Source organism: Frankia sp. CcWB3 (assembly GCF_977927595.1).
The window spans coordinates 7,934-14,411 of record NZ_CDWRCK010000003.1; the positions used below are offsets into that span (position 1 = coordinate 7,934).

Below are 6,478 nucleotides of genomic sequence, written 5' to 3' on the forward strand. Positions count from 1 at the left end.
ACAACGATGCCGCCGGCACCTTCCGAATCGGACCGGGCGCCCGGACTCACCGGCGTCGCCAGCCTCGCCGGCGTCAGCGACATCGCCGGCGTCGCCAGCCTCGCCGATCCGACGGGCGTTCCTGGGCCGGCCGAGGTACCCGCCAGACCGAGCCGGGCCGACGGCCTGGCGCTACTCGGCGAGTTCACCGGGTCGGGCCTGGCCCGGCCCGTCTTCCTGGCCCGCCGCGCCGACGGTCAGGTCGTCGCGCTCACCGAACTGCTCGCGCACATCCTCGAGGCGGCAGACGGCGCCCGCGACGTCGCCGCGATTGCCGACCGGGTCACGGGGGTCTGCGCCCGCCGGGTGAGTGGCGCCGACGTCGCGTACCTCGTGGTGGATCGGCTCATGCCACTCGGCCTGATCGCCAGCGAGAACGGTGCCACTCCGGCGCCCCGGGCGAAGGCGCTGTTCACACTCGCCGCCCGGCACACCCTGCTACCCGCGCCGGCCGTGCACCGAGTCAGCCGAGTGTTCGCGATGTTGTTCCGGCCAGCGGCCGTGGCCCTGCTGCTGGCCCTGCTGGTGGCCACCGACGTGTGGATATTCGGCCGGCACAGCGTCCGGGACAGCGCGGCGGAGGTGCTCGCGACCCCGGCGCTGATCCTGGTGGTGGTCGGCCTGGCCCTCGTCGGCGCACTGTTCCACGAATGCGGGCACGCCGCGGCCTGCCACTACGGCGGTGCCCGCCCGGGAGTCATCGGTTTCGGCATGTACCTGGTGTGGCCGGCCTTCTTCACCGACGTCACCGACTCCTACCGGCTGAGCCGGCTCGGCCGGCTGCGCACCGACCTCGGCGGCATCTACTTCAACGGACTGTTCGTTCTGCTGCTCGCCGGGGCTCTCGCGCTCACCCACGCCGGTGTGCTGGTGACCGCCGTCGTCCTCGTCCACCTGGATGCCATGCGCCAGCTTGCGCCCTTCGTCCGGCTGGACGGCTACTACATCGTCAGCGACCTGGCCGGGGTACCGGACCTGTTCAACCGGATGGGGCCGACGCTGCGCGCGACGCTGCCACGGCGGCGCAACCGCCTCCCGCGCGGGCGGCATGCCCGATCGGCGGGACGGGCCCGGCCGGACGGGCTGACCCCGCCGGACAACCGGAGCCAACCGGACGGGCTGACCCGGTCGGCCCGGATCGTGGTGACCGCCTGGGCACTGCTCGCGGCACCGCTGATCCTGGTGAACCTGGTCGTGCTCATGGTCTCGGTTCCGTTCGTGCTTACCCGGACGACCCGGGCCATGTGGGACTATCTCGGGCTGGCGGGCCGGGCGACCCGTGACGGGAAACTGGTCACCGCATTCGCGGAGGTCGTCTCCGCGCTGCTGGTCTCGCTGCCGGCCGTCGGGATGCTGTTCGTGCTGTTCCTGCTCGCCCGGGGCGTGCTGCGGGCGGTCCGGGCGCACCGGGAAGGCGGCCGACGCGGGTAATGGCCTCCCGCCGGCCGACTCGCCGCACCTCACGCCCATTCGACTACTTTCCGAAACTTACTCTTACTCTGAGCAATCAAAGGGGGATCGAACGCACAGGGAGAACCAGTGACGGGTCAGCAACAGGGAAGACGGCACGGCAACAAGCAGGGAACGGCGGTCGCCGCGGTCACGACTGCGCTGCTGCTGCCGGCCACCGCCCGCGGTGCGGCGCCCCAGGACAACCGGCCGGCACGCCTACCGAGGCATCCGCCCAGCACACGCAGGCTCCCCACGGCATCCCCTGGGCCTGGGGCTTCAACGGCTTCGGCCAGCTCGGCAACGGCACCACCACCGGCGCCTCGACGCCGGTGGTGGTCAGCGGCCTGAACGATGTCGTCGCCATCGCCGACGGCAGCAACTCCGGGTACGCGTTGCGCTGCGACGGGACCGTCCAGGCCTGGGGGGACAACAGCTTCGGCCAGCTCGGTGACGGAACCACCACCGACCGCCCCACCCCCGTCCAGGTCACCGGTCTCAACGATGTCACCGCCCTCGCCGGCGATGTGCTCTCGGGATATGCGCTGCGCAGGGATGGCACCATCCGGGCCTGGGGCTTCAACGGCAGCGGCCAGCTCGGCGACGGCACCACCACCGACAGCACCACCCCTGTCCAGGTCAGCGGCCTGAACCACGTCACCGCCATCGCTGCCGGCGACTACACCGGCTACGCCCTGGCCGGTCGTGACCATGACGGGGTCGTGACCATGACGGGGACGGCCGGGAATCGCCCCCCACCCAATCAGACGGCGGTGGGCCGGTAGAGGCGGGCGTAGGCACCGCCGTCGGCGAGCAGCTCGCTGTGCGTGCCGTCCTCGACGACCCGGCCGTGGTCCATCACGTAGATGCGGTCGGCGTCAATCACCGTGGACAGCCGGTGCGCGATCACCAGGCACGTCCGCCCCACCGCGAGCCGGTCGAGGGCGGTGCGCACGGCGGCCTCGGAGAGGGTGTCCAGCGCCGAGGTCGCCTCGTCCAGCACCAGCACCCGTGGTGACTGCAGCAGGACCCGGGCGATGGCCAACCGCTGCCGCTCACCACCGGACAACCGGTAGCCCCGTGCGCCGACCCGGGTCGCCAGGCCCTCGGGCAGCCGGTCGAGCAGGGCGGAGAGGCTGGCGGCCGCCAAGGCGGCACGCAGCTCGTCGTCAGTCGCGTCCAACCGGCCGTAACGGAGGTTCGCCGCGATCGTGTCATGGAACAAGTGCGGGTCCTGAGGGACGACGCCGATCATCGTGTGCAGACGATCCGGCGGGATGTCGTCGAGGGGAACCCCGCCGAGACGGATGCCGCCGCGCCGCGGCCGGTGCACGCCGCTGGCCAGATAAGCGATGGTCGTCTTGCCGGCCCCGCTGGCCCCGACGACCGCCGCCGTCGTCCCCGCGGCGACTTTCAGGGTCACCCCGCGCAGGTTCCACGTCGGGTTGCCGTCCGGCCAGTCGCCGTCCGGCCAGTCCTCGGCCGTGGCGAGATCGTAGGAGAACCATACGTCGTCGAACGCCAGGTCGAGTCCCCGGCCGGCATCGAGTCCCCGGCGAGCGGCGGCCGGCGCCGGTTCCGTCCCGGACCGCGGTGCGCGGGGGACGGTCAGCGCGGGGGCCCGGGCCCCTTCGAACCTCAGGCGTACCTCGTCCTGCGGGACGTCAAACAGGGCGAAGATCCGCCGGAAGGACGCGCCCGCGCCCGCGAGCTCCGCACGCAGGTTGACAGCGGACGACAGCGGTCCGAAGGCCACCAGCAACGCGCCGCCCAAGGCGGCGACCGTCCCGAGCGTGGTACGACCGCTGGAGACCAGCCAGGCCCCCAGCGCCAGCACCGCCGTCATCGTCGCGATGACCCCGAGGTTGACCAGGAACCGGACCCACGACATCAGCCGGGCCTGATCCTCGGCGGCGGCGAACAGCTCGGCGCCCGCCGCGTCGAACCGGGTCTGCTCGTAGTCGACCCGGTCGAACAGCCGCACGTGCAGCGCCCCGGAGACTGACGAGGTGTCGGCGACCTGAGCCATGAGCAGACCGTCGAGCTCCCGCTGGCGGGTGGACAGCGCGGCGAGCCGCCGCCGGCCCGAGCGGACGATCAGCAGCGTGGCCGGCGCGAAGACCATCACCGCCAGGCTCAGACGCCAGTCCAGCACGAAGACGACGATCGAGCCGACGACGATGTCCGCGATCCTGCAGATCACCGCCTGCACAGTGGCGGAGATCGCGTTCTGGGTGTTCAGGACGTCGGTGGACATCACCGTCATCATCTCCCCCTGCTGGCTGCGGGGAAAGAAGGCGAAGGGCAGGCGCTGCAGGTGAGCGTTCACCGTCTGACGGATCCGCACGGAGACAACGCCGCCGAGCCGGGCGATGAGCGCCATGCGCGCCGAGAGCACGCTCGACTCGAACACCAGCACCGCGCACAGCAGCAGGACGGGGACGACGAGGTCGCGCACCTGGCCGGTGGGCAACGACGTGTCGATGAGATGGCGCAGGACGAACGGCCCGGCGGCGACGGCGGCCGAACCGAGAACGGACAGCCCGACGAGAACCGCGACGACCCGGCCCTGGTCGGCGAAGAATCGGACGCTGCACCGCGCCTCGGGCGCGCCGGTCAACCGCGCGAGCGCACGCGCATGCAGGCGGATCGCCCACGACGGGACGGTCGTCTCCGGCAGGAAGGCCGTCTCCGACGGGACGGGCAGCGGCTCACGAATCACGCCGCCGAGGCTATGCCGACGCGCGCCGGGGCGGCGGACCTCCCGCCTGCTGCTGTCCCCCGCGGAGCACGACCCTGACGCCCCACCGCCCTGACGCGAGTCAGGGCGGTGGGGCATCAGGGACAGACCGACGGCGGTGGCGGAAACCGAAGGGTCGGCCGGGAGAAACCGGGGCCGGGATCCGGGAATCACCCGGGATCGTCAACGATTCCCGGACACGGGTCGTTGGACGCGCTCCTCCTCCAGACGCCTGCCTTCCACCGCGCCGGCGCCGAAGCCGGGAATCGCCAGGCCCTCCAGAGAGGCGGGCGGTCGGGAAACGCCCCGCAGCCGGAACCCCATGGCAATCTTGGTCAGCCCGACCGCCAGGGCCGTGAGGCCCACCCACAGGGCCAGCAGCGGCAGCGAGACCCGCTGGGAACCCACCACCCAGAACGCCGCCCCGATCTCCAACGCACCGACGATCAGCGGCATCCACCACTGGGCCGGGGTGGGCCGGCCCTCCGCCGCGGTGGCGTACTGCCCGGCCGCGGCCTGCTGCTCGGTCCGTCGGGCGACGAACGAGTTGACGACGTCGTAGAGACCCTTGGTCAAGAAGAACCAGGCCGCGATCCGGCCCACCGCCTTGACCGTGGGATCCGGCCAGACCAGCGCCACCACCCCGCCGGCCACGAACAGCACCGCGAGCAGCGCATGGGACCAGCGCCAGTCCCGGGCCGTCGCCGCCGCCGCCAGCAGCTCACTCACCGCGCCGAGGAGCAGGACGATCCCGAGAAGCACGGCGATCGACCGCACCGTGGTCAGATCGAACTGCGGAATGGCCAGCGCGAACAGGGCAAAAGCTGCTCCAACGGCGAGAAAACCAAACCAGGGCACATCTGTGGATCTTTCATGTGTACGACGATCTGAGGCAGTTATGTCGCTCACGATCCTATTCTCCCATCGTCGGTCACCGATACAAGGACCATTGCCGTCAGCTGGCGCTCGACATCACAGGTCAACAAGCTGATGCCCGCCACCCGGCGAACCACGCTTATCCGCTGGACATCATTCCGAACCGACGACGACGCCATATCGCCCGCGGCGCTACTCAACTCCTCCCAGCAGGTGGGTGCCGCGCTGGGGCGGGAGGCAGACCCACCGCTGCCGCCGCCACCACACGACAAGATCACCCACGGGCGGCTGCGGCACCGAACGTCATGGATCGATGACGTAGGCGTAGTGAGGGGTAAGACTTAGGGTAGGCTTTCCTTACTTGTACATTGGCTGGGTGACCCATGCAGGCCCGTCCCTCTCAGGCTCGACTGTGTTCCTCGCCCGCCACCTTGAACGGCACGGTGACCGCACGGCCGTTGTCACGGCTGAGGGCCGACTGTCCTACCGCGAGCTGGCGGCACGCGTCGACGCCGCCGCCGGTCGGCTCGGCGCCGGGCGGCGGCTGGTACTCCTCGCGGCGGTCAACACGATCGACGTCCTCGTCCTGTACCTGGCGGCGCTGTCCGCCGGGCACGCGGTCCTGCTGGTGCCGGGTGACAACGCCGCGTCGACCGACGCCCTGATCACGTCCTATGACCCCGACGTGGTGATCCGCCCCGCCGACACGCGGACGCGGATCCGCGTCGAGCAGCGGCGTGACGGCTCGAAGCACGACCTCCATCCGGACCTCGCGCTGCTGCTGAGCACGTCGGGCTCGACGGGCTCACCGAAACTGGTCCGGCTGTCGTACACGAACCTGCAGGCCAATGCCGAGTCGATCGTCGAGTGCCTCGGCCTTCGCCCCGGCGACCGCGCCGCGACGACCCTGCCCCTGTACTACTGCTACGGGCTGTCGGTCGTGCACAGTCACCTCCTGTGCGGGGCCGGTCTGATCCTGACGTCCCTGTCCGTCGTGGACGCCTGCTTCTGGGACCTCTTCCGGGACGGGCAGGGCACCTCGCTGGCTGGCGTCCCCTACACGTTCGACCTGCTCGACAGGATCGGTTTCGACGCGATGTCGCTGCCGCACCTGCGCTACGTCACGCAGGCCGGCGGTCGACTGGCGCCGGACCGGGACCGGGTGGCCCGCTACGCCGAGCTCGGACGACGCAACGGCTGGGACTTCGTCGTGATGTATGGCCAGACCGAGGCCACGGCGCGGATGGCCTACCTGCCGCCGCACCTCGCGCCGACCCAGCCCCACACCATCGGAGTCCCGGTCCCGGGCGGGTCGTTCCGGCTCGAGCCGCTGGCCGAGAGCACCGACAGCACCGACAGCACCGACAGCACCGA

The 6,478-nt window shown here is 71.1% G+C and carries 5 protein-coding genes and 1 pseudogene; 4 read left to right on the forward strand and 2 right to left on the reverse strand.

Translation table 11 applies throughout. The features are described 5' to 3' along the window. From ACY5KJ_RS00740 to ACY5KJ_RS00750, 3 genes and pseudogenes are all read left to right on the forward strand, one after another. A partial coding sequence (locus ACY5KJ_RS00740; protein WP_462202477.1) for a hypothetical protein occupies positions 1–1,470 on the forward strand: 1,470 nt, incomplete at its 5' end. Further along, positions 1,470–1,820 (forward strand): annotated as a pseudogene (locus ACY5KJ_RS00745) (hypothetical protein); the annotation flags it as partial. The gene ACY5KJ_RS00740 and the pseudogene ACY5KJ_RS00745, both read left to right, overlap by 1 nt. Continuing rightward, on the forward strand, positions 1,821–2,273 hold the full coding sequence (locus ACY5KJ_RS00750) for an RCC1 domain-containing protein (RefSeq protein ID WP_462202499.1): 453 nt from the start codon (positions 1,821–1,823) through the stop codon (positions 2,271–2,273). It abuts the pseudogene before it with no gap. Here ACY5KJ_RS00750 and ACY5KJ_RS00755 read toward each other — a convergent pair. Continuing rightward, the gene (locus ACY5KJ_RS00755; RefSeq protein ID WP_462202478.1) at positions 2,252–4,210 is read right to left on the reverse strand and encodes an ABC transporter ATP-binding protein; all 1,959 of its coding nucleotides are present in this window, start codon (positions 4,208–4,210) and stop codon (positions 2,252–2,254) included. The two genes, ACY5KJ_RS00750 and ACY5KJ_RS00755, sit on opposite strands and share 22 nt — an antisense overlap. Before the next feature lie 201 nt (positions 4,211–4,411). Further along, the gene (locus ACY5KJ_RS00760; protein WP_462202480.1) at positions 4,412–5,086 is read right to left on the reverse strand and encodes a DUF308 domain-containing protein; all 675 of its coding nucleotides are present in this window, start codon (positions 5,084–5,086) and stop codon (positions 4,412–4,414) included. A 430-nt stretch (positions 5,087–5,516) separates the two neighbouring features. Between ACY5KJ_RS00760 and ACY5KJ_RS00765 the strand changes: the two genes are divergently transcribed. Continuing rightward, a partial coding sequence (locus ACY5KJ_RS00765; RefSeq protein ID WP_462202482.1) for an AMP-binding protein occupies positions 5,517–6,478 on the forward strand: 962 nt, incomplete at its 3' end.